Here is a 24,008-nt window from a genome sequence, read left to right as displayed (position 1 = left end):
GTTTCTCCTTATACTCGACCTAACGCGAAGCCTTTCGCGACATGATTTCTAACGAACCAGATAACCAAAATACCCGGTAAGATGGTCAGTACCCCAGCCGCAGCCAACACACCCCAGTCAATACCCGACGCGCTCACGGTTCGAGTCATAACAGCTGAAATTGGCTTGGCCTCTACGGATGTCAGCGTACGAGCAAGCAACAGCTCGACCCAACTGAACATGAAGCAGAAAAAAGCCGAGACCCCAATCCCCGAACGGATCATCGGCAAAAAGATTTTGATGAAGAACTTAGGAAAGCTGTAACCATCAATGTAAGCGGTCTCATCGATTTCGCGGGGAACACTCGACATAAAACCTTCCAGAATCCATACCGCAAGAGGCACATTGAACAGACAGTGCGCCAATGCGACCGCGATATGGGTGTCAAACAAACCAACCGAAGAGTAAAGCTGGAAGAATGGCAACAAGAACACGGCTGGTGGTGCCATACGATTGGTTAACAGCCAGAAGAACAGGTGCTTATCACCGACGAACTTAAAACGAGAGAACGCATAAGCAGCAGGCAACGCAACCGTTAAGGTAATAACCATATTCATCACTACATAGATGATCGAGTTGACGTACCCCATATACCAACTAGAGTCGGAGAAAATGGTCTGATAGTTCTTAAACGTCCAGTTTTCAGGAAAGAAGCTCAGGCTTCCTAATATCTCTTGGTTTTCTTTAAAAGACATGTTGAGCAGCCAGTAAATTGGCAGCATCAAACAGATGATGTAGAACGCTAGCCCGACGATCTGTGTGTATCGGGTGTATGTTGATTTTGTCATCGCCATTGTTGTTTCCTTACTTGCTTTCACCGTGCGTCATTGCGGTGTAGAACACCCAGCTCACCAATAGGATGATCAGGAAGTAGATGATCGAGAATGCCGCAGCCGGACCAATATCAAACTGACCAATCGCCATTTTGGTGAGTGTCTGACTGAGGAATGTGGTTGAGTTACCAGGGCCACCGCCAGTTAAAACAAACGGTTCGGTGTAAATCATGAAGCTGTCCATAAATCGGATCAGAATGCCGATCAGAAGAACGCTCTTTAACTTAGGTAGCTGAATGTAACGAATGATTGACCATGTCGATGCTCGGTCGATATTCGCAGCTTGATAGTACGCATCCGGAATCGCGCGCAGCCCCGAATAACACAGGAGTGCTATCAATGAAGTCCAGTGCCAGACATCCATCAGAATCACGGTCAACCACGCATCAATTGGATTGCCTGCGTAGTTGTAATCCACCCCCATACCATTGAGAGCCCAACCAAACAGACCGATGTCTGCACGGCCAAAGATCTGCCAAATGGTCCCTACCACGTTAAGCGGAATCAGCAGAGGAATGGCCAGTACAATTAGGCAAAAAGCAGACCAGCGACCTTTGGTTGGCATGGTCAAAGCAACGATGATACCTAGCGGTACTTCGATGAGCAGAATGGTAAAAGTGAATCCAAACTGGCGCAAAAGTGCACCGTGCAACCTTTCATCATTGAGAATCTCACGATACCACTCCGTGCCGACGAAATAAGCCGTATTGGCGTCAAAGATATCTTGTAGCGAGTAGTTCACTACGGTCATAAGAGGAACAATGGCACTGAAAGCCACCAGCGCAAACACTGGCAGGACAAGAAACCATGCTTTATTGTTTGAAACCTTATCCATTACTCTTCCCCTACATTGACTAAAAATTCATCGACATACAGCATGGTCCATTGCTCTGGGAAGCTGATATAAGCGTGTTTATCAGGCACCGGCTGATCTTCTTGTAAGCGTGCTTTGATCTGCTTAGAACCCAATTGCAAGGTGACGATTTTGTAGGTACCAAGGTCTTCGACATGGAGCACTTCACAGCTCAACGCCGACTCATTACCTTTCTCCCATACGTGGACAAACTCAGGTCGAATGCCGATTTTGATGTTATCGCTCCCTGCCTGAGAGATGGCGTGGCGGTAAGATTCAGATAGTGGCACTTCTACATCATCAAACCGAACGCCATTTTCCGTTGGAGTGACTTCCATTAAGTTCATCCCCGGGCTACCAATGAAGTAACCAACGAAGGTGTGATTTGGTCGTTCAAACAACTCACGCGGTGTTCCAAACTGAACAATCTGACCGTTGTACATCACGGCAATTTCATCAGCGAAAGTGGACGCCTCAAGTTGGTCATGAGTCACGTAGACCATAGTGATATTGAACTGCTGATGAATCTGTTTGAGCTTGCGGCGCAGCTTCCATTTCAGTTGTGGATCGATAACCGTTAACGGTTCATCAAACAGAATCGCCGAAACATCATCTCGAACTAAACCACGCCCCATAGAGACTTTCTGTTTTTCATCCGCCGTGAGATGCTGGGCTTTTTTAGACAACACATTAGTCAGCTCCAGAATCTCTGCGATTTCAGTCACCTTGGAATGTATTTTGGCTTTATGAACCTTCATATTGCGCAGTGGGAATGCAAGGTTGTCGTACACCGTCATGGTGTCGTAAATCACCGGAAACTGAAAAACCTGAGCAATATTGCGATCTTGAGGACGAAGTTCGTTCACCCTCACATCATCAAACATCACATCCCCTTGAGATGGGCTCATTAAGCCAGAAATGATGTTGAGCAAAGTGGATTTACCACAACCAGAAGGCCCTAGTAACGCGTAGGCTCCTCCTTGTTTCCAAACATGGTTCATCTCTTTGATGGCATAAGTCGAAGACGACGTGGGCTTCTTATCATAGGTGTGAGCCAGTGAATTAAGTGTAATTTGAACCATGAACGCTATCCCCTAACATCACGAATCGGGGCATGGATGAGATTGTTATCCATACCGAAGACATAAAATTTGTGGATTGGAATGTAGATTTTGATCGTCTCATCAACGTCGTAGCTATGAACGCCCGGTAAATGCAGCACCATATCGAGATGAGCGTTGCGCACGTGAAGGAAGGTTTCAGAGCCACTGATTTCCGCCACTTCAACCTGAACGGTGAGCTCAACATCATCATCATTTTTAGGCAGCAAGCTCAGATGACTTGGCCGAATCCCAAACTGGTAATGACCCATTTCCAATTTACTTAGTGACTGATTTAACGGGAAATGTGCACTTTGATCGAACGTCACTTCGTTCGAGGTTATTTCCCCAGCAATAAGATTGATCGGCGGTTCACTAAATAGGGTCGCGGAGTCCACATTGTCTGGGTGATGGTAAACAGAAGCGGTTGGACCAGACTGAATCACTTTTCCTTCATGAAGAATGGTCGTCGTACCTCCTAGTGCAAGTGCCTCGTTCGGTTCGGTCGTCGCGTAGATAGCAATCGTATGTCTGGTCTGAAATAGCTCGCGCATCTCCTGACGTAACTCTTCACGCAATTTGTAGTCAAGATTCACTAATGGCTCATCGAACAGAATGATCTCTGCATCTTTTACCAAAGCTCTTGCCATAGCCGTACGCTGTTGCTGACCACCTGATAGCTCTAGTGGATACTTGTTTAAGTGTTCAGTTATGCGCAACATTTCTGCTGTCGCATAAACGCGTTCCTGAATCTCTTTATCTGCCATCCCTGCAAGTCTTAGAGGCGAAGCCACGTTCTCAAACACAGTCAGGTTGGGATAATTAATAAACTGTTGGTAAACCATTGAGATGTTACGGTCGCGTACCGACACGCCCGTCACATCAATACCATTGACTAAAATCTTCCCAGAAGTCGGACGATCCAGCCCTGCAATGAGCCTCATTAAAGAGGTCTTACCCGCTAACGTACGTCCGAGCAACACGTTAAACGAGCCCGGCTCAAAAGTGAGGTTGACATCAGAGATATGCATATCTCCGTCAACATATTTGCTTACCTGCTCAAGTGTTAATGACACTAAAAACTCCTTACCATTCGAACAACAATCTTTTTCGATATTGCTCACTACAGCGAGAGTCGTGCCAACTTACACAAATAAGCAACAAAAAATTCACATATCGTCTTACAGCCCTTTAAACATAAAGATATTTTGATGAACAAGTCAGTAAGGCACTTGGTTTATTAGCAATTTCGCATATGAGACCCCTGTAACATTTGTTAATAAAATGTGTTCAGTTGATGTTCAATGTGTTCATGGAAGTGATATGTTAGATGAGCGTTTGTGATCATTAACGTTCACATACGAACAATTAGAATAATGACTTAATTCAGGCCAATTTAACGCTGCAAGTGGTCAAGACTATGGACAAAACACATCTATCTATGATTGAGCGATCCTGGCAAAGATGCCGGGAGGCGGGGCTCGTTCACAATAGTCATCCAATAATTGAAATGGAGACCGGTCAGGCCTTTAGCCATACCCTTGAAGAGCATTCAGGGCTATTAACCACTACCCAGCAAAAGGTCCTGCCCTTCTATGACAGCTTACTCGCCAACAGCAACTGCCTGATCACATTAGCGAACACCAATGGACAAGTGTTGAACAGTTGGGGTGAACAGCGTTTCTTCTCGCAACGGCAGCCTCAAGTCTTTCAGAATGGCGTTAACTGGCAGGAAAACCTGATTGGCACCAACGCAATTGGTACAGCACTAGAGACAGGTTCCATTGTTCAAGTGTTTCACGATGAACACTTCTTAACGTCTAACCGCTTTATGACGGGCTCCGCTGCCCCATTATTTGATGCAGACAGAAAAATGGCCGGAGTGCTCTCGATATCCAGTGACGCCTACATGCCAACCGCGCACACTCTAGGTATGGTAAAGCTGATGTCCCAGGCGATTGAAAATCAACTAATTGCATCCAAGTTTCAAGCAGAACACTATCTTTTGTGGTTTAACACTTCAGCGGAAAATATTGATAGCCAGTGGTCTTCCCTCTTGGTGTTCAATGAACAAGGTGTGATCATTTCTGCCAACCGTCGAGCCGAAGTGGTCTTAGGGCAAGATCTGGCACTTCAGCGTTTAGATCAGATCTTTGATATAAGGCTGGAGCAGTTACTATCCCACCCGCCTTTTAATCCAGCAGCAATCACAACCCACTCTCGCTTTAGCTTTTTTGGCATTATTACACCGCCTAAAGTGCCTAAAGGACGTCAACTCGATTATCGTAAATCGGCTGCCAAAAGCGATCTCAAAAACGCCAAAGCACCTCTAGACTTAGAGCGACTCAACATGGGCGATCCAAGGCTGGCGAAAGCCATCGCTCAATCGAGCCGTATTCTCAATACCGACATCCCTATCTTGATTCATGGCGAAACGGGCGTCGGCAAAGAAGTATTCGTCAATGCGCTTCACTTATCCAGCGAACGTAAACATGCTCCGATGATTGCAGTCAACTGTGCCGCAATTCCTGCCGAGTTAGTCGAATCAGAACTGTTTGGCTATGACAAAGGCGCCTTCACGGGAGCGAACAATAAGGGCTATATAGGCCTGATCCGCAAAGCTGATAAAGGGACACTGTTTTTAGATGAGTTGGGCGATATGCCTATGAATGTTCAGGCGCGCCTGTTGCGTGTTCTACAAGAGCGTAAGGTAACACCTCTTGGTTCTACGACCTCTTATCCTGTCGACTTCAAACTGGTCTCTGCCACTAACCGCAACCTCAAACAAGATGTTGAAAGAGGCACTTTCCGACAAGATCTCTACTACCGAGTCACCGGATTGAACCTCTCATTGCCTTCACTAAGAGAGCGAACAGACAAAGAAGCCCTAGTGAAGTTTTTACTGGCTAAATACGCCCTAGATGGTGAGGCACCTAACATCAGTCTCGAAGTGTTGTCGATGTTCAAATCCCACCCTTGGCCAGGAAATATTCGCCAGATGGTTAGTGTCATTCAGATTGCGCTGGCGATGGCTGGCGATGAAACCATTAGCGTAGAACATCTTCCTGATGATTTCTTACAAGATTTGCAACCGTCTCAGCCCGAAGTATTTTCTCCACCAGACCATCACATCGGTCTGCCTTCTAGTCGCAGCCAAGAAACCATAATCAGCGAAGATTGGATGGCGGTTTATGAACAAAACGGTCGCAATGTCTCTGCGACCGCTAAGGATTTGAACATTAGCCGCAATACTTTGTATAAGCGGCTAAGAGAGCAAGGAGTACGTTAATCAGTGGGAGACCAAACCTAATGCGTGACTCACTGGTTTGTAGAAAGCGAGGTATCTTAGTGCAACATAGCCAACGACAACGGTTGCAACCACCAGCTCTAAACCCGCAAGCCAGTGAATTTGGGCAACATACTCACTGGTGATACCGACGCTCTCCATCCACACACTGAGTTTAAATAGAGCGGTAGAACCAATCACCATTGGGAAGGTGAACGCGGCATAACCTGGACTAAATGGCAGTCTAAGTAGTTTGATAAATGCCAGATAGATAATCGCTGTCATCAAGACTGCAATACCAAACAAAAGACCAATGATAACGGGTGATGGCTCAGCCGTGACCGTCAAGTAACCCGCAAGTGAAAGGCTGGCAGGTGCTGCCATAATCGCCATGGTTGGTTTCGCAGCATCAGGAATTTCATGCGTGAACATCAAACGATAGATCATTAGAGGTAGCATAATCGCATATGCCAACATACCAAAGATAAGCGCACCCATAGCAATTTGAGTCAATGCTGGATTGCCCGAAAAAGAGACATCAGCAACGATGATTCCCACGGGTGGAACGAACCAGCTTGGTACCATATGGTGAAGCTCAAAATCCTGCATGCGATGGTAAGCAAAGCTGGTAAGAAACACGATATGTAGCCCTACTGCAAATAGCCATAACATGTCGCCCGCTAGTGGAATAAAATGCCCCAAAGAGTTCGATACCACCATAGTCGCCATCGCGAAGGTAGGTACCACACTGCCCACAACTGGGTGAGCAAGATCTTCACGTAATAGGTGGCGATGAAACAAGAATTTTACCGCGAGGACCAACAACAATACGCTGGCAATTAAGGCTCCAGACCACTGCGCGTAACCGTTAAAAGGGGCGGCATTTTCCCAACACCAACCTAAACTGGCAATCCCTAGAGCTAAGCCCGCCATAGGAGTAGGCGCACCCATCACTTTTGCTTTTGCTGCTTTAATCATTATTGCCTCACAATCTCTTTAATTCGAGGTCAGTTTACGCTTGCCAAATGTTCGAAACTATCTAATTATTTAGAACACACGTTCAGATAAACTAAACACAAATTTATGGCCGCTAACATCTCTCTGAAACAACTAAAGGTCTTCATCGCCATCACTCAGCATGACACCCTGACGGCAGCATCTGAAGCGCTGTTTTTGTCTAAAGCGGCCGTAAGCATGGCACTCTCTGAACTTGAAAAACAGATCGGTCATTCACTATTTGATCGAGTAAATAATCGACTTATCCTCAATCAAGAGGGGCAGAAACTACTGCCTTTAGCGGATGAAATCATTGAGCGTGCGCAAGATATTGAACAGCTGTTCGATAATAATCAGGCATTGTCAGGCCAATTAAGAATTGGAGCCAGTGACACCATAGGCAACCAACTTGCCCCGTATCTACTCAGCGACTTTCGCCGCGAAACCCATCACCTTGCACAAAGCCTATTTATCTCCAACTCAGCACTCATCTGTGAAAAACTGGTCGACTATGAACTCGATCTGGCACTGATTGAAGGGAAAACACTGCATCCTCAGTTAATTTCAACTCAGTTCAGCGACGATGAAATGTGCGTCATTTGTGCACCGAATATGCCTTTTGCACAGCAAGGAGTCATTACCGTTGGTGAGCTAGAGAATAGCCATTGGATCCTACGCGAGCCAGGATCCGGTTCCCGTGAGTTTTTTCTACGAGTCATCGCCCCAAGAATTGAACATTGGCAGGAATCATTCCAACTCAACACCACAGAAGCCTTGATCAATAGCGTCTCTGCTGGATTGGGATTAGGTTGCCTCTCCAAACTGGCTGCAGAGCCAGCATTAAAAGATGGTCGCGTGGTGGAACTCCAGTTACCTCTCGATATGAAGCGCCGCTTCTGGCTACTGGTTCACAAAGAAAAATACCAAAGTCCCCTGCTGAAAACCTTTATTGAGTATTGTCATCAATGGCGCAAAGACTAGCCACTTGGATCTCAGAATTGGTCAGTAACCTAGACTTAATCGGTTAAAAACTGTATAAACAGACAGTAAATATTTTCAATAATTTGAGTTAGAGGACCAACCATGGCTGTAATCGTCAAGTACGTGGTAGAACGCAACGGAGAAGAGAAAATGACTTTTACCTCTAAAGCGGAAGCTGACGCATATGACAAGATGCTCGATATGGCTGATGAGCTTTTTGAGCTATTGGGTAAAAGTGAACTGCTAGAAGATGATGGCAAGCAAGAAGACTTGGCCATGTTCCTAGCACAAAACAAAGAAGAAGTGCTCTATGCACTTGGTGCAAAGCGTAAACCAGCACCAAAGCAATCAAAAAAGATTGAAGCTGTTGAAGATAGCGAAGAAGCGCAAGACGACGCAGCGTAACCAAGCAATTCCGATTTGAAACCTCAGCCTCAAGCTGGGGTTTTGTTTTTTTAAGGGGAAGTAAAAACTTCCACGTTTACCCTAATATGTTGCAATGGCACTGCTAAAATGACCTTACCTTTCCAAATGAGCAACAGCCATGAAATACCATATCGAAGTCTGCATTGATAATTTAGAATCCCTCCATTACGCCATCAATGGCGGTGCTACCCGCATTGAACTCTGCTCATCACTCGCTTTGGGTGGTCTCACGCCTAGTTTCGGCCTGATGAATAAAGCGGCTCAAATAGCCTCGATTCCGGTTTACGCTATGATTCGCCCTCGACAAGGAGACTTTGTTTACGAGCAAGATGATATTGACTCTATGTTGCTGGATATCGAAGCCGCCGCAGAAGCAGGATTACAAGGAGTGGTCCTTGGAGTCCTAACTCCTGAAGGCAAGATCGATATGCTCGCGGCTCAGCAATTAACCGACAAAGCTAAAATCTATGGACTCGGAATCACTTTCCATCGTGCTATCGACCAATGCGTTGATTGGCAACAAGCGATAGAAGACATTGTTTCACTAGGCTGTGAACGTATTCTCACCTCAGGTTTGGCAGCCAATGCCGAACTTGGAATCGACGTTTTAAAACAGATGGTAACCTTGGCTGATGGGCGTATTTCCATCATGGCTGGCGCTGGGCTAAACGCAGAAAATGCTCAATCCATCGCAATGCAAACCCGAGTTAGAGAAGTCCACCTATCCGGAAAAGCGACTCGCCCTAGCAAAATGCAAACCCAGAACAATCAGACCAAAATGGGCAATCAAGATACCGATGATTACCTTATTCCCGTCACAAGTAGCGAAGCTATTGAAAAGGTAGTGAAAGCTCTCAGTTCTTAGCCATATCACTCTCATACAGATAAAACTAGTGCTAACCTTTTGATAACAAAGGAGTGCACTATGGGCGACGGTAAACTAACTAAAAAATACTACGAGAACGAACTTCAACGATTGCAAATCGAGTTAGTCAAACTGCAAGAATGGGTCAAGCAGGAAGGCCTCAAGGTCGTGGTTATCTTTGAAGGTCGAGATGCAGCAGGGAAAGGCGGTGTGATAAAACGCATCACTGAGAAACTCAATCCTAGGGTATGTAGGGTTGTCGCCCTACCGGCCCCTACAGAAAAAGAAAAAACTCAGTGGTATTTTCAACGCTACGTTGCCCATCTACCAGCAGCAGGCGAAATCACTCTGTTTGATCGAAGCTGGTACAACCGAGCGGGGGTTGAAAAGGTGATGGGGTTTTGTACTCCCGACCAGTATGAAGAGTTTCTAAGATCTTGCCCTGAGTTTGAACGCATGCTGCAACGTTCGGGCATTATTCTACTCAAATACTGGTTCTCAGTTTCCGATGAAGAACAAGAGAAACGCTTTTTAGGACGTATAAATACGCCAATCAAACGCTGGAAACTTAGTCCAATGGATCTCGAGTCTCGCAACCGATGGGCAGAGTATTCAGAAGCAAAGGATCAGATGTTCGCTTACACTGATACCAAGCCGTGCCCTTGGTGGGTCGTCCCTTCAGATGACAAGAAGCGAGCGCGACTTAATTGTATCAGCCACTTGCTTGAACAAATTGAGTATCAGGAAATTTCCTACCCGAAGATCGAGCTACCAGAACTAAACAAAGAAGGCTATATTCGAGCTCCACTTGAAGAGCAAACCTTCGTTCCCGAGAAATACTAAGGCATAGCATGGCAAAAGATCTGTTTTACAGCTTAGATTTAAACCTGTTACGAACATTTCTCGTTCTGTCGCAAGAACTGAATATGCGTAAGGCCTCGCAACGTCTGTTTGTCTCACAGCCTGCCATCAGTTGGCAAACGCAATCACTCCACATCTTGACGGGCTGGCAAAGGTGCTTTAATTAGGTCGATACGTTTTCTCTGGTGCATTGTTTCTGCGTTTGAGAGAGCAAAACACTGTTGGGGACGCACTGGTCAGCCACTTTTTCTACCGGGGTCGTTTTACACTTTTAACGCAATGCGTCGTCAATGCTTTGTTCGCCCAAGTGGCGAACATCTTTGCCTTTAACAAAGTAGATGATGTATTCACAGATATTCTGACAACGGTCCCCCACACGCTCAATCGCACGAGCTGACCACATAACCTGCAGAATATTAGGAATGTTTTTCGGGTCTTCCATCATATAGGTCATCAGTTGACGAATAACCGCTTCATATTCCGCATCAAGTTTATCATCGAGCTTGTACACTTCCGCTGCCGCATCAACATCCATACGAGCAAAAGCGTCCAACACTTGGTGCAACATGCTAATTGCGTGGCGGCAAAGAGGTTCTAGTGAGACATGGAACTGACGTTCTTTCGTCGTTGGCGATTTAATTGCTGCATGCGCAATTTTAGCCGCTACGTCACCGATACGTTCGAGATCAGTAATGGTTTTGATGATCGCCATAACAAGACGCAAATCTTTCGCGGTTGGCTGGCGCTTAGCAATGATGCGAGTACAAGCTTCATCAATCGACACTTCCATCGCATTCACTTTGTGATCATCTCGAACCACTTGTTTAGCCAGTTCGATGTCATCCTTATACAGAGCCTTCATCGCGTAAGAGAGCTGCTGCTCAACCAAGCCGCCCATGGTTAACACATGAGTTCGGATCGATTCTAACTCGACATTAAACTGACCTGAAATATGACGTCCAAAATTCATAGAATCTCCGTTAAAACTGCTTAACCATATCGACCAGTAATGTAGTCTTCGGTCTGTTTTTTCAATGGTGAAGTGAAGATAGAATCCGTATCAGAATACTCAATCAATTTCCCCATATGAATAAATGCGGTGTGATCACTCACTCGTGCGGCTTGTTGCATGTTATGTGTGACGATTACAACGGTATATTGAGTTTTCAGCTCGTTAATCAACTCTTCTATCGTCAATGTAGAGATGGGATCGAGCGCCGATGTCGGCTCATCAAGTAGCAATACTTCCGGTTCAATCGCAATCGCGCGAGCAATCACTAGTCGCTGCTGCTGACCACCAGATAGTCCAAACGCATTCTCATGTAAACGATCTTTCACTTCATCCCAAAGCGCTGATGCTCTAAGAGCTCTTTCTACCGCATCATCAAGTGAGCGACTATTTTTAACACCTTGCAGACGCAGACCGTAAACCACATTCTCGTATATTGATTTAGGAAATGGGTTGGGTCTTTGGAAAACCATCCCTACACGGCGACGTAAGGTTGCAACGTCTACATCTGGATCATAGACGTTTTTTCCATGAAGTCTGACTTGTCCCTGCACTTGGCAGCCTTCAACCAAGTCATTCATTCGGTTTATACAGCGCAAAAGCGTGGATTTCCCACATCCTGACGGACCTATGAATGCAGTGACTTTCCCCTTAGGGATTCGCATCGAGACGCCACTCAATGCCTGCGAACTCTTGTAGAACAAGTTTAAATCCTCGATCGCAATCGCCGTTTGCTCATCGCTCAAATTGTTCACATCTAACGGCGCGTGGTAGCCGAGTGTTTGATTGACAGAAAACATGTTTAATCTTGTCCTAATGTTCGATATTTTTCGCGCAAATTATTACGAATACTAATCGCAGTGAGATTCAGCCCTACAATCACTGTCACTAATAAAAAAGAGGTCGCATAAACCAGCGGTCTTGCACTTTCAATATTAGTGGTTTGAAAGCCAACGTCATAAATGTGAAAACCTAAGTGCATGAATTTACGTTCTAAATGCAAAAATGGGAACTGATTATCAACCGGCAGACTCGAAGCTAGTTTCACTACCCCGACTAACATTAAAGGAGCGACTTCTCCTGCCGCCCGCGCCACCGCCAGAATCAGGCCAGTGATGATTGCGGGACTCGCCATCGGCAATACAATTCGCCACATGGTTTCAAATTGCGTTGCGCCTAACGCCAATGAACCATGACGAACTGAGTTCGGAATTCGAGTTAAACCTTCTTCCGTTGCAACAATCACAACCGGTAGCGTTAACACGGCCAAGGTCAGTGCAGACCATAGTAGCCCAGGCGTACCAAACGTCGGTGCTGGCAAACGCTCTTGGTAAAAGAGTGCGTCTATTGAACCACCTAAGCTATAAACAAAGAAACCAAGGCCAAAAACACCATACACAATGGATGGTACCCCAGCGAGATTAATCACCGCGACTCGAATCAAGCGAGTGAAAGCATTGTTCTTAGCATACTCATGAAGATATATCGCTGCAATGACACCAAGCGGCATAACGATAACAGACATGATCAGTACCAATAACACGGTTCCGAACATTGCAGGAAAAACCCCGCCTTCCGAGTTTGAATCACGAGGGGCTTCTGACAAGAACTTCCATACCTGCTTAGCCCAACGAGCTAGCTTTTCCAAAGTACTCATCTGATTCGGATACCAAATATCTAAGACTTGGTTCAGCGGAATCATCACTTGTTGTCCGGTCATATCTTCGACAATCATCCCCTGATTTGCCAGCTGACCACGCAAGTAATCGAGTTTATTTTCTGCTGCTGCTAGAGCTTCAACATAACGACCACTCTGAGTTCGGTAAAGCGCTTCAAACTCATCATCTAGATTTCCATTCAGAGTGCGTTTGCGCTTTTCTAGTCTCAGTCGCTCAGCTTGAGCACTGATCACTCGAACATCGCCTTCAATTAGACGTTCAATCTCTTCGCGTAACTCATTGGCAAAATCCAAGCGGTCGCGAATCTCACTGGTTAAATCCGTTGATATTGTTCCATCTGGGTATAGATAACCAATAGGATTCGCATAAAAATCACCATCGCGAACTCTCTCGATGACGGCCCACTTAGCGGGGGTTACTGGTTCGTCAAGATCTATAGAAAGCAACGAAACAAAATCCGCATCATAGAGATCGCGGTTAGCCACCTTAATATTTAAGCGCTTCACCACCCCCTTATCGATAGTTTCCTGAGGCAGTGCGACGTTCATCTCGGTTAAGTGACTAACTGACACATATTCAGTCGTATAGATTTGCCCAACTAGAGTATTCCCCTGCGGAGTCTGCCACTGATACAAAGGCGCAGGCCAGAAATAGGAAAGTCCTTTCCAACCAATCAGCAGCAATAGGCCCAACACAGAAAGCAGGCTGACGCTAACTGCACCACCCGTTAACCATATCCATGGAGAGCCTGATTTAAACCACTTAATCACGTTGAACACTTCCTAAATTTTGATCGTTATAGTGAGCGATACTTTTCACGTAAACGTTGACGAACATATTCTGCTAAAGAGTTCACCGCAAAGGTAAATACCAACAATATCAGCGCCGCTAAAAACAACAAACGATAGTGCGAACTGCCGACTTCAGACTCCGGCATCTCAACGGCAATGGTTGCTGATAACGTACGCATCCCTTCTAAAACATTCCAATCCATGATTGGTGTGTTACCTGTCGCCATTAACACAATCATGGTTTCACCTACCGCACGCCCTAACCCCATCATAATGGCAGAAAAAATACCTGGGCTGGCGGTCAATAACACAACGTGTATCAGCGTTTGCCATGATGTCGCCCCCAGAGCCAAAGAACCATCGGATAGATGTTTAGGTACAGAGAAAATCGCATCCTCCGCAATGGTAAATATCGTTGGTATAACCGCAAACCCCATCGCGAATCCCACCACGAGTGCATTTCGCTGGTCAAAATCGATACCATGCTCGGCAAGATAAACTCTAACATCACCTGAAAACAGCAATGCCTCGATGCTACCACTTTGAGACAGAATAACCACAGTAAGGATAACAATCGCGGGCATTAGAATTGCGGCATGCCATCCATTAGAGAATCGTCCAGTCAACGCTTTAGGAAGACCATGCCAAACTAAACCAATCACTACCGTCGATAGAGGTAAGAAAATCATCAAGGCAACAACTGCGGCTAAGTGACTTTCGACAATAGGAGCAAACCACAAGCCGGCAAGGAAACCGATAATAACCGTCGGCAGTGCTTCCATCAATTCGATCGACGGCTTAACGATTCTACGCATTCTAGATGTCATGAAATACGCAGTATAGATGGCCCCCAATACTGCAATCGGCACAGCAAATAGCATCGCAAAAGCGGCAGCCTTCAACGTCCCAAATACAATCGGAACCAGACTAAATTTCGCTTCAAACTCTTCACTCGCCGACGTGGTTTGCCACACAAACTCCGGTTGCGCATAACTTTCATACCAGACTTGCTGCCAAAGTGACGATAGCGAAATTTCTGGATATGGGTTATCCACTACCGTAAGATCTAATGAACCGTCCGTTAGCGCAATGAGGTAAGTCTCATTGTTTGACATCGCGGCTATTTGCGGGGCTTTTTGATATGCACGCTCAAACATCACCAGCTTTTCGCTGGTCGTGTAGTGGCTCTGCACCGTACCGTTTATATAGAAGCTATAAAACCCTTTGCGATAACTATCTGGCAAAAGAAATTGTAATTCTGAGGCAAGATTGAACTGGCGAATAAAGGTAAGTGAACGCTTACCCTCTTTAATCACGTCAAACCACTGAGAGACCAAACCATCGCGGTAAGTAACCAGCAACGAGTATGCCCCAGAAAGTAAGTCAATATTCATCACTGAATGTTGAGGATTTCCCTGACTCAAGTCGACCACTTCACGCACGGCAAAATTTTGTGACTGACGAACCGCCACAATCAATTCAGAGCCAGAACGGAGGTAAAGAGTTTTACCATCTGGAGTTAGTATCAACTGTTCAAGGCTGGATATAGGCGATAGAAACGTAAACGACTTAACCTCGCTGCCATCTTGCCATCGGACCATAACCGTTTGGTCATCGTACCAACCAGCCAAGGTAAGGTCGTCACTATTGGCGAAGGCAAACTTTTTAAGATCATTCCCTTCGCGGTAAAGATTGAAGGGTAGAGACAACTCCGTCACGCTTGGTGAGAATTTACGGTTACCTTTTTGCAGCTCAAAATCTAAGTTAGGCTTGAACAGAGTCACTTCCCCTTGCTGGGAAGCATAAGCAAACCACCCAAGCACAGGGATGGTTTTAGCAAACAGATCACCCGAGTGCCCAAGTTGTTCAGAGAGTACAGGTTTCCGTTCAGAATCGGTTAACGACCAGAAATTGAGCTTACCTTGTGACGACAAGACAAAAGCATTTTCACCATAATCATCGACACCCGCCGCAAGAGCTTGCGTTGCTTGTATCTTTATCGACCGTACATTAGGTGTGAATTTTGCGTCACTAAACAGTGGCAAAACCATCATAGCAAGATAGACAAAAATCAGCACCAGTGCGGCAAGAACACCAACGCCACCAGCAGATACAGTGAAACGAACCAATCGATCTTTTATCAATCGCTTTCGATCACGTTCTCGCAAAGAAAATTCTGCCTGTGTCATTCCTGTCTCATACCTATTTTTATCCTAGGGTATAATATTTCTATAAGGTGACAATTATATTACAGTTCCCAATAAACAACTGAAAACAATGCAATAAAAATGTCATATAAACCCCTTAAGTTGCTATCCAAAGTGAGTGAGGAGGAGCTTCACTCGAGTCCGTCAAGTAGGTAATAGGGTAAGTTCATGAGCACAGAGAAGCTGTATATTGAAAAGGAATTAAGTTGGCTTTCTTTTAACGAACGGGTCTTGCAAGAGGCGGCCGACAAACATGTGCCCCTGGTCGAACGAATTCGATTTCTTGGTATATTTTCCAATAACTTAGATGAATTCTATAAAGTACGATTTGCCGATGTCAAACGCCGAATTTTGATCAACCAAGAACGTGGCGGAAATGACAACTCCAAACATCTATTGACCAAAATGCAAACCAAAGCGCTGCGCCTTAATGAGCGCTTTGATGAGCTCTACGCGGACTTGATTCGTGATATGGCTCGAAGACGCATATTTCTTGTTAACGAAACTCAACTCAGTGAAGCGCAGCAAGTCTGGGTACGAAAATATTTTCGTCATCAGGTTCTGCCCCACATCACGCCCTTGATGCTTCGTGATGATATTGACGTTTTGCAGTTTCTCAAAGATGAATATGCCTATATCGCCGTTGAACTCGCACAACAGGAGCTCAACCAATACGCACTGATCGAAATCCCAACCGATCACCTGCCTCGTTTTGTGATGGTGCCTGAGCAGAAAGGAAAACGGCGTAAAACGATCATCTTGCTCGATAACATCATCCGATATTGTCTAGATGAGCTTTTTAGCGGATTTTTTGAATATCAGAGCCTCAATGGCTACGCGATGAAAATGACTCGCGATGCAGAGTACGACTTGAGTCATGAGGTTGAATACAGCCTACTTGAACAGATGTCAGAAGGCGTAAGCCAACGTTTAACCGCGATGCCTGTGCGCTTCGTTTACGAAAGAGAAATGCCTAAGGAAATGCTCGATTTCTTATGCGAAAAGCTCAAAATATCAAACTACGACAGTTTGATTCCCGGTGGTCGTTATCACAACTTTAAAGACTTCATTGCTTTTCCTAACGTCGGCCGAGACTACTTAGAAAACAAGCCGTTACCGCCAATGGAGTGTGCGGACTTTGAAGGGTACGCCAACAAATTTGACGCCATCAAGGCGCAAGATATTTTGCTCCACTACCCTTACCATACCTTTGAACATATCAGTGAATTGGTACGTCAAGCATCGTTCGACCCGAAAGTGCTAAGTATAAAGATCAATATTTATCGCGTCGCCAAAGACTCGCGTTTAATGAACTCGCTTATCGATGCCGTACACAATGGAAAAAGCGTTACGGTAGTCGTCGAGCTTCAAGCGCGTTTTGATGAAGAAGCGAATATCGAATGGTCACGCGTTTTGACGGATGCTGGCGTAGAAGTACTCTTTGGTGTTCCAGGCCTGAAAATTCACTCCAAGCTGCTACTGATAAGTCGTCGAGAAGAGGACGACATTGTGCGTTATGCGCATATTGGTACGGGTAACTTTCACGAGAAAACCGCTCGAATCTACACCGATTTTTCGCTATTAACCGCCGATCCAGAACTCACCAACGAAGTGAGTAAAGTCTTTGGCTACATTGAGAACCCGTACCGACCTATTAGGTTTAATCACCTCATCGTCTCGCCAAGGAACTCCCGTAAACAACTCTATCGCCTCATCGATACCGAGATAAGCAACGCTCAAGAGGGCAAAAAGGCTGCGATTACGCTCAAAGTCAACAATCTGGTAGACAAAGACTTAGTCAATAGACTCTACGAAGCCAGTTCAGCAGGCGTTGAAATTAAAATGATCATCCGCGGAATGTGTTCACTTGTTCCTGGTGTCGAGGGAGCCAGCGACAATATCAGAATCATCAGTATCGTTGATCGATTCCTTGAGCACCCTCGAGTGCTGATCACCCATAACGCTGGTGATCCTCAGGTCTACATCTCATCCGCTGACTGGATGACGCGAAATATTGATTATCGTATAGAGGTCACAGCGCCAGTCCGTGACCAACGACTTAAACAGCGTATTATTGATATCATTAACATCCATTTTACCGATACAGTAAAAGCGAGATGGATCGATAAAGAGATGAGCAATCACTATGTGCCGCGTGGAAACCGCAAGAAAGTACGCTCGCAGATTGCCATTTACGACTATCTTAAACAGGTAGAAAGACAAACTAGGAATCAGAAACGCAAAGCACAGTTACATACCCAACTTGAGCAGTAGCTTTGCTGATGTTGGTAAGGGCCCCATCACTCTATACACGCAGTGAAGGGGGTAAGCGCCAAGTGTGTACGCGACTTATTTAGGTTGGAATAGAATGACTCAGAATCCGGAAATACGAGATGTTGCTGCCATTGACTTAGGCTCAAACAGCTTTCATATGGTCGTGGCAAGAGTAGTTGAACAGGATTTGCAATTAGTCAGCCGCCACAAGCAAAGAGTTAGACTTGCAGCTGGGTTAGACGCACTTAAAAACTTAGATAACGCCTCAATGCAACGCGGATTAGAATGCCTCGCAATGTTCGCTGAACGTATCCAAGGCTTTGATCCTGATAACGTTCGGATTGCCGCCACTCATACTCTGCGCCAAGCCAACAACGCACATATTTTTCTTCAACGAGCTCGAGATGTTCTGCCCTTCCCAATTGAGATCATTCCTGGTGTTGAAGAAGCGCGTTTGATTTATCTGGGGGTGGCTCACACTCAACCAGAATCAGACTCCAAACTCGTGGTTGATATTGGTGGTGGCAGTACAGAGTTGGTTATTGGTAAGGGGTTTGAACCCGAACTGATCAACAGTAAACAAATGGGCTGCGTCAGCTATACCAAACGTTTTTTCACAGATGATAAGTTATCCAGTAGCAATTTCACCAAAGCGACGCTGTTGGCTGAGCAAAAGCTTGAATCTATCGCTCATCGTTACCGCCGCACAGGCTGGGAAGTCGCGTTCGGATCTTCAGGAACCATCAAAGCGATCAAAGAGGTTCTGATTGGTCTTGGTCATGAAGATGGCATCATTACCAGCAAGCGTCTATCAAAACTGACTGAAACATTGTGCCAGTGGGAAACCATTGATGAGATCGAACTATCAGGGTTAACACCTGAAAGAAAACCCGTTTTCGCCGCAGGTGTGGCAATACTTAGCGCTGTCTTCCAAAGTCTGAAGATCAATGAAATGCACTTCTCAGAGGGTGCACTACGTGAAGGTTTGCTCTTTGAGATGGAAGATAGTTTTAAACGCTCAGATATTCGCATGCGCACGACGGAAAATCTCGCCAGTAAACATCTGGTTGATCTCGAACACGCGGCTAAAATTAAAGGCCACGCGAGTGAATTTCTCCAGCAAGTACACAAACAGCTCGGCATAAAGAAAAGCAGCGAGTTGTTTGACCTACTCCAATGGAGCGCACTACTGCATGAAGTGGGATTAAGCATCAGCCTGCAAGCTTTTCATCGTCACTCAGCATACATTCTACGCAACACTTACATGCCTGGTTTCAACCAAGAACAGCAGCGTGTTCTCGCCACTCTGGTACGTTTCCAGCGTAAATCGCTCAAGCTAAATGAGATGGAAGAATTCACTCTATTTAAGAAAAAGCACATTGTAGGTCTGATTCGTATCCTCCGTCTCGCCATTTTGCTCAATGGTCAACGAAACGACGATCCCCTGCCGAACCTTTCGATCACGATTGATGGAGAGCAATGGAAAATTTCTTCCACTAATGATCAATGGCTTGAAGAGAATAAACTGCTACACGCGGATTTACTGACCGAACAAGATTATTGGACGAGTGCAGGATGGGAACTAGTTTTCTAAACCTACTTTAGCAAGCTCTTTTTTGGCTATCAATGGTGAAATAGGCACATAGCCTTCTTTTTCAACTAAAGCTTGCCCCTGACTGGAGAACATGAAACGAACAAATTCTCGTTCAATGGGGCTCAACGGTTTGAAAGGGTGCTTGTTTACATATACATAGAGGTAGCGCGAAAGTGGGTACTTACCAGAAAGAATGTTTTCTTGGCTCGCCTCTATGTAGTTGTCACCCGACTTAGCGATCGGTAATAGTTTCACACGCGAGACTTTGTAACCCACTCCCGAGTAACCAATGGTATTGATTGCCGAGCCGACAGACTGTACTACCGATGCCGAACCGGGTTGCTCGTTGACGCTATTTTTAAAATCGCCACCACACAAAGCATTCTTTTTGAAATATCCATAAGTCCCTGATACAGAGTTACGTCCAAACATCTGCATCCCTCGCTTACTCCACTGGTAATCCAGTCCTAAGTCAGCCCAAGTTGAGACCGACTCAGTCGCCCCACAGCGCAGCGTGGCAGAAAAAATACTATCGAGCTGATAAAAGTTCAGCCCTTTGATTGGGTTGTCACGATGAACAAAGATGCCGATGGCATCGATCGCGACTCTCAGTTCTGTTGGCTTATAACCATTTTCACGTTCGAAGGCCTCGATTTCCCGCTTTAACATCGGTCGACTCATGGGGCCAAACTGAGCAATGCGCTCTGTCAATGCTGGAGGGGCAGTTGAAGAGCCGGATGCCTGCACCTGACCATTGACACTGGGGTAGAGCGATTTAAATTCTTCAACCCATGACGTGGTCATTCCGGCCAAAGTGTCAGAGCCAACCGTCGTCAGTTCACCGGTAATTCCAGCCACCTTATTGTAATTAGGTAAAGCCGTACTCCCAGCCCAGCTAGGTACTGAACTGAGCAATGAAAGCCATGCAACGACAAGTAAGCTTCTCATCGTTTAACCACTAAACGCGATGGCAGAGTGAAAGAAAACTTACTGCCAACCCCAACCTCACTGCTGATTTCCAAATGCGAATCATGGTGGCTCAAGGCATGCTTCACAATCGCAAGGCCAAGACCACTACCGCCAGTATCACGTGACCGCGCCTTATCTACTCGATAGAAACGTTCAGTCAATCGGTGTAAATGTTGAGGTTCGATACCATCTCCACTGTCTTCAACTTCAAGGTGAGCTCCTTGAGATGTCTTGTACCAACGAACATGAATATCCGCGCCCGCGGGGGTATACTTGACGGCATTGTAGACCAAGTTAGAGATGGCACTACGTAGCTGATCATCGTCACCAAGCACATGTAATTCACTATCAACGTCAAAAGAGAGCTTATGCCCGAGGTCACCGCTTAAACTAGCGGCCTCTTTTTCTAGAACTTCCAGCATCGCCGGAACGTTGACCACATCTTCAAGTTCAAGTGTCGAAGAGGCTTCAATTTTTGACAGAGTCAGTAACTGATTAACAAGAGTATTCATCCGATTCAACTGCTCAGTCATAACTCCATGGGCTTTGCTCCACATAGGACCGGCAACAATATCCGGATCTTCTGTCATTTCCAGATAGCCCTGTAGCACTGTCATCGGGGTACGCAACTCATGGGAAACATTAGCAAAAAAGTTGCGACGCATACCTTCTAACTGCTGCAACTGAGTAATGTCACGCACCACCATCAGATGCTCCCCTTCCATATATGGCACGATACGTAGTTCGATCATACGATCCACATTAAGCGGTGAGCGCATCTCTAATGGTTCAGAATAATCTTGCTTGTTAAGATAATGAATGAAGTCTGGTGTTCGGACTAAGTTAGAAATGGGTTGTCCTGAATCATCAGGCCAACGAAAACCAAGTAAATGTTGTGCAAGCTTGTTGCACCATACAATGTTGCCTTCACTACGAAAAACAACTACCGCATCAGGTAATGATTCAGCACCATTACGGAAACGACGGATTAATTTGGTCAGCTCTTTACGCTTTTTACGCTGCCGCTGTTGTAAGCGATAGATGCCGTTAAACAAAGATTCCCAGTTGCCTGTACCGGAGGGCGGTGTCAGACGTTTTTCATCCCACAACCATGCCGATAAACGCATTTGATTGTTTAAATGCCATACAAGCTGCAAAACCGTGGCTGCAAAAAGCAACCACGGCATATAACCGAAAATCCAGCCGACAATCACCCAAGGGGTGTAAAGGAAAACCAACTGCCAAGCTAATTTTTTCCACGTTAACCGTTCTACCACCTACATCTCCACCGGTATTGTATTTTACGCCTTAGTCGAGAATCGATAGCCAGCGCCACGTACTGTCTGAATCAACTTGTCATGCCCTGCACTTTCCAAAGCTTTACGCAGTCTACGGATATGAACATCAACGGTACGGTCTTCAACGTAGACATTGGTACCCCATACGTTATTAAGTAGCTGTTCACGGCTGTAAACTCGCTCTTGATGGGTCATAAAGAAGTGCAGCATCTTAAACTCGGTAGGCCCCATATCAAGCGCTTGATCGTTAGCCATAACACGGTGGGATACGGGATCCAATTTCAGACCTTGGACATCAATAACATCTTCAAGCGCCGTCGGCGTAACACGTCGAATTACCGCTTTCAGTCTGGCAACCAACTCTTTAGGTGAGAATGGCTTAGTGATGTAATCATCGGCTCCAACTTCTAGACCACGCACCTTATCTTCTTCTTCACCGCGCGCTGTCAGCATCACCACAGGAATATTACGCGTTAACTCTTCACGCTTCATATGCTTGATGAAGTTGATGCCGCTGCCGCCTGGAAGCATCCAGTCAAGCAGGACGAGATCTGGGAAGGGTTCTGCTAGTTTAGTTACCGCAGTTTCGTAATCTTGCGCTTCGACTGTTTGGTAACCTTTCTGTTCAAGGACAAAGCAGAGCATTTCACGGATCGGTGCTTCATCTTCGACAACTAGAATCCTTCTAGACATAACTGTATAACCTTATATTAGTTGAGCTTTCTCAATAAGTAAGGCAGTGAAACCGCCTTCTGATGCATAGGCATTATTACTAGCAATTATGACACTTTTGTGACCTTTGAAAACTAATTTTCATATAACTTTCATTCCACTATTGCGTGTTTGCTGTAAGACAAACAAAGCAAAAGTCTTTATGATGAGCCGTCAAACATAGGTATAGAGAAAAAGTATGTGGTTTAAGAACTGTCTAGTTTACCGATTTAATCGTGAAATCGAATTCAACGCTGACCAACTAGAGAAACAACTTCAAGAGTTTCGCTTTACTCCATGTGGCAGTCAGGACAAAACCAAATTTGGTTGGGTTACTGCGATGGGTAAACATGGCGATATGATGACGCATGTCTCTGAAAACCGTATTCTTATCTGCGCAAAGAAAGAAGAGAAAATGCTGCCAGCTTCCGTGATTAAAGATTCACTGAATGCCAAAATTGAAGCAATGGAAGCTCAGGAAGGCCGCCCTCTCAAGAAGAAAGAAAAGGATAACCTCAAGGAAGACATCGTCATAGATTTGCTACCGCGCGCTTTCAGTCGCAGCAACTATACCAATGTCGTTATTTTGCCTAATGAAGGTTTTATTCTTGTTGATGCTAGTAGCTACAAAAAAGCAGAAGATGTCCTTGCTCTATTGCGTAAAACGATGGGCAGCTTACCTGTCGTCCCAGCCATTCCTGAGACCGCAGTAGAAACGACGTTAACAGAGTGGGTAAAAACAGGTAACACTCCAGCTGGCATTCAGATGCTGGATGAGGCCGAGCTAAAATCTGTGCTTGAAGAAGGCGGTGTCATTCGCTGTAAGAAGCAAGAACTGACCGCGGATGAAATTCGCAGCCATATCGATGCTGGTAAGGTAGTAACCAAACTGGCTTTATGGTGGCAAGAGCGCCTTGAATTCATTTTAGCGGAAGATGGCAGCATCAAACGCCTCAAGTTCTCAGATGAGCTAAAAGACCAAAACGACGATATTCCTCGTGAAGATCAAGCGGCACGTTTCGATGCCGATTTTTCACTGATGTGCGGCGAGCTAAGCGCTTTCCTACCCAACCTCTATGAATGCTTAGGTGGCTTACCTCACCCTAACGCATAACGTACTTTCTATAAACGCCCGACTCACAGGGCGTTTTTTAATTGCCTTTCTGAAAGCTTTTCCTAGTCACAAGTCACGTTTTGACGTAAAATTTGCGCCCCCGATCCCATGTGGTGGAATCG

Annotated in this window: 20 protein-coding genes and 1 pseudogene; 9 read left to right on the top strand and 12 right to left on the bottom strand. The window is 45.6% G+C overall.

Annotated elements, in window-relative coordinates; translation table 11 throughout:
* Window positions 1-8: 8 nt before the first annotated feature.
* Genes DA100_RS01205 through DA100_RS01190 form a run of 4 tightly spaced genes read right to left on the bottom strand, consistent with a single transcriptional unit; the run spans window position 9 to window position 3,901 of the window.
* Window positions 9-827, bottom strand: a complete 819-nt coding sequence (locus DA100_RS01205) for a carbohydrate ABC transporter permease (RefSeq protein WP_138970507.1) — start codon at window positions 825-827, stop codon at window positions 9-11.
* A 16-nt stretch (window positions 828-843) separates the two neighbouring features.
* Window positions 844-1,707, bottom strand: coding sequence for a sugar ABC transporter permease (locus tag DA100_RS01200; protein ID WP_138970481.1), 864 nt, complete (start codon window positions 1,705-1,707; stop codon window positions 844-846).
* On the bottom strand, window positions 1,707-2,807 hold the full coding sequence (locus DA100_RS01195) for an ABC transporter ATP-binding protein (RefSeq protein WP_138970480.1): 1,101 nt from the start codon (window positions 2,805-2,807) through the stop codon (window positions 1,707-1,709). Before DA100_RS01195 ends, DA100_RS01200 begins: the two co-directional genes overlap by 1 nt.
* 5 nt (window positions 2,808-2,812) lie before the next feature.
* Window positions 2,813-3,901, bottom strand: coding sequence for an ABC transporter ATP-binding protein (locus tag DA100_RS01190; protein WP_138970479.1), 1,089 nt, complete (start codon window positions 3,899-3,901; stop codon window positions 2,813-2,815).
* 344 nt (window positions 3,902-4,245) lie between these two features.
* Here DA100_RS01190 and DA100_RS01185 point away from each other — a divergent pair, with 344 nt between their 5' ends.
* Window positions 4,246-6,114, top strand: a complete 1,869-nt coding sequence (locus DA100_RS01185; RefSeq protein ID WP_138970478.1) for a sigma-54-dependent Fis family transcriptional regulator — start codon at window positions 4,246-4,248, stop codon at window positions 6,112-6,114.
* Here the strand turns inward: DA100_RS01185 and DA100_RS01180 are convergent, their stop codons facing one another.
* Window positions 6,115-7,089 (bottom strand): TDT family transporter, encoded by a 975-nt coding sequence (locus DA100_RS01180; RefSeq protein ID WP_138970477.1) that lies wholly within the window; start codon window positions 7,087-7,089, stop codon window positions 6,115-6,117.
* A 105-nt stretch (window positions 7,090-7,194) separates the two neighbouring features.
* Between DA100_RS01180 and DA100_RS01175 the strand changes: the two genes are divergently transcribed.
* The 5 genes and pseudogenes from DA100_RS01175 to DA100_RS01155 all read left to right on the top strand — a co-directional run.
* On the top strand, window positions 7,195-8,088 hold the full coding sequence (locus tag DA100_RS01175) for a LysR substrate-binding domain-containing protein (RefSeq protein ID WP_138970476.1): 894 nt from the start codon (window positions 7,195-7,197) through the stop codon (window positions 8,086-8,088).
* A gap of 102 nt (window positions 8,089-8,190) precedes the next feature.
* Entirely contained in the window at window positions 8,191-8,493 is a 303-nt protein-coding gene (locus tag DA100_RS01170) for a YebG family protein (protein WP_138970475.1), read from the top strand.
* 139 nt (window positions 8,494-8,632) lie between these two features.
* Window positions 8,633-9,379 (top strand): copper homeostasis protein CutC, encoded by a 747-nt coding sequence (locus DA100_RS01165; protein WP_138970474.1) that lies wholly within the window; start codon window positions 8,633-8,635, stop codon window positions 9,377-9,379.
* Window positions 9,380-9,439: 60 nt separating this feature from the next.
* A complete protein-coding gene (gene ppk2, locus DA100_RS01160) occupies window positions 9,440-10,222 on the top strand; it encodes a polyphosphate kinase 2 (RefSeq protein WP_138970473.1) in 783 nt (260 codons plus the stop codon).
* Between the two features lie 8 nt (window positions 10,223-10,230).
* Window positions 10,231-10,353: pseudogene (locus tag DA100_RS01155) on the top strand (LysR family transcriptional regulator); the annotation flags it as partial.
* A 158-nt stretch (window positions 10,354-10,511) separates the two neighbouring features.
* Here the strand turns inward: DA100_RS01155 and phoU are convergent.
* From phoU to DA100_RS01135, 4 genes are read right to left on the bottom strand one after another with little or no spacing between them, the layout of a single operon-like run.
* The gene (gene phoU, locus DA100_RS01150) at window positions 10,512-11,210 is read right to left on the bottom strand and encodes a phosphate signaling complex protein PhoU (protein WP_138970472.1); all 699 of its coding nucleotides are present in this window, start codon (window positions 11,208-11,210) and stop codon (window positions 10,512-10,514) included.
* Window positions 11,211-11,230: 20 nt separating this feature from the next.
* Window positions 11,231-12,049 carry a phosphate ABC transporter ATP-binding protein PstB gene (pstB, locus tag DA100_RS01145; RefSeq protein WP_138970471.1) on the bottom strand — a complete coding sequence of 273 codons (819 nt, stop codon included), beginning with the start codon at window positions 12,047-12,049 and terminating at the stop codon, window positions 11,231-11,233.
* Window positions 12,050-12,051: 2 nt separating this feature from the next.
* Window positions 12,052-13,698, bottom strand: a complete 1,647-nt coding sequence (gene pstA / locus DA100_RS01140; RefSeq protein ID WP_138970470.1) for a phosphate ABC transporter permease PstA — start codon at window positions 13,696-13,698, stop codon at window positions 12,052-12,054.
* Window positions 13,699-13,724: 26 nt separating this feature from the next.
* Window positions 13,725-15,908 carry an ABC transporter permease subunit gene (locus DA100_RS01135; protein WP_138970469.1) on the bottom strand — a complete coding sequence of 728 codons (2,184 nt, stop codon included), beginning with the start codon at window positions 15,906-15,908 and terminating at the stop codon, window positions 13,725-13,727.
* A gap of 186 nt (window positions 15,909-16,094) precedes the next feature.
* Here DA100_RS01135 and ppk1 point away from each other — a divergent pair, with 186 nt between their 5' ends.
* Both ppk1 and ppx read left to right on the top strand, forming a co-directional pair.
* On the top strand, window positions 16,095-18,200 hold the full coding sequence (gene ppk1 / locus DA100_RS01130) for a polyphosphate kinase 1 (RefSeq protein WP_138970468.1): 2,106 nt from the start codon (window positions 16,095-16,097) through the stop codon (window positions 18,198-18,200).
* 94 nt (window positions 18,201-18,294) lie between these two features.
* Window positions 18,295-19,794: an exopolyphosphatase gene (gene ppx / locus DA100_RS01125; protein WP_138970467.1), complete on the top strand. Its 1,500-nt coding sequence runs from the start codon at window positions 18,295-18,297 to the stop codon at window positions 19,792-19,794.
* Here ppx and DA100_RS01120 read toward each other — a convergent pair.
* Genes DA100_RS01120 through phoB form a run of 3 tightly spaced genes read right to left on the bottom strand, consistent with a single transcriptional unit; the run spans window position 19,783 to window position 22,754 of the window.
* A complete protein-coding gene (locus DA100_RS01120; protein ID WP_138970466.1) occupies window positions 19,783-20,742 on the bottom strand; it encodes a phosphate ABC transporter substrate-binding protein in 960 nt (319 codons plus the stop codon). The genes ppx and DA100_RS01120 overlap by 12 nt on opposite strands.
* Complete coding sequence (phoR, locus tag DA100_RS01115; RefSeq protein WP_138970465.1) at window positions 20,739-22,040, bottom strand: phosphate regulon sensor histidine kinase PhoR; 1,302 nt, start codon at window positions 22,038-22,040, stop codon at window positions 20,739-20,741. The genes DA100_RS01120 and phoR overlap by 4 nt, the downstream gene beginning before the upstream one ends.
* A gap of 24 nt (window positions 22,041-22,064) precedes the next feature.
* Window positions 22,065-22,754 carry a phosphate regulon transcriptional regulator PhoB gene (gene phoB / locus DA100_RS01110; RefSeq protein ID WP_138970464.1) on the bottom strand — a complete coding sequence of 230 codons (690 nt, stop codon included), beginning with the start codon at window positions 22,752-22,754 and terminating at the stop codon, window positions 22,065-22,067.
* 217 nt (window positions 22,755-22,971) lie between these two features.
* Between phoB and rdgC the strand changes: the two genes are divergently transcribed.
* A complete protein-coding gene (gene rdgC / locus DA100_RS01105) occupies window positions 22,972-23,886 on the top strand; it encodes a recombination-associated protein RdgC (protein WP_138970463.1) in 915 nt (304 codons plus the stop codon).
* Window positions 23,887-24,008: the final 122 nt, after the last annotated feature.

This window comes from Vibrio sp. Hep-1b-8 (genome assembly GCF_006124995.1).
In the GTDB taxonomy this organism is placed as follows: domain Bacteria; phylum Pseudomonadota; class Gammaproteobacteria; order Enterobacterales; family Vibrionaceae; genus Vibrio.
Note: the sequence above shows the minus strand (reverse complement) of the source record. Positions and strands in the feature narration are given on the sequence as shown.